Below are 516 nucleotides of genomic sequence, written 5' to 3'. Positions count from 1 at the left end.
CATGATCTTGTAGCGGCCCTTTGGCATCCACGGCATTTCATCGCGCTTCCACTTCGGCTGGAAGCCCATGCCGAGGAAGCCGAGCTGCAGCTCACCGGCCACCTGTGCCACTTCGTTGAGATGGGTGCCGGTCTCCACGCAGGTCTGGTGGATGGTCTCCAGCGCCGCGCCGGACAGTTCCAACTGACCGGCAGGTTCCAGCGTGACCGAGGCACCATCGCGCAGCAGGGCGATCGTGTTGCCGTTCTCCTGCACCGGCTCCCAGCCGAAGCGGACCAGGCCGTTGAGCAGCGCTTCGATGCCGCGCTCGCCTTCAAAGGTCGGCGGGCGCAGGTCATCCAGGCGGAACCCGAACTTCTCGTGCTCGGTGCCGATGCGCCACTGCGCGCGGGGCTTCTCGCCGGAGGCGATCACCTCCACCAGCTGCGAGCGGTCGGTAATGGGGGTATCGGCGACGTGGCTGGGGCTCGACAAGGGAAAGGCTCGCTGGACGGTGGCGGGGGATGTGGGGCTCGC

1 protein-coding gene is annotated in these 516 nt (G+C 67.1%); it reads right to left on the bottom strand.

Features of this window, described 5'->3' with window-relative positions:
* Positions 1–474, bottom strand: a 474-nt coding sequence (locus DAI20_RS20365; RefSeq protein ID WP_205781550.1) for a glutamate-cysteine ligase family protein, incomplete at its 3' end; no start/stop codon positions are given.
* Positions 475–516 lie beyond the last annotated feature (42 nt).

Source organism: Planctomonas deserti, from assembly GCF_003067705.1.
Lineage (GTDB): Bacteria > Actinomycetota > Actinomycetes > Actinomycetales > Microbacteriaceae > Planctomonas > Planctomonas deserti.
Note: the sequence above shows the minus strand (reverse complement) of the source record. Positions and strands in the feature narration are given on the sequence as shown.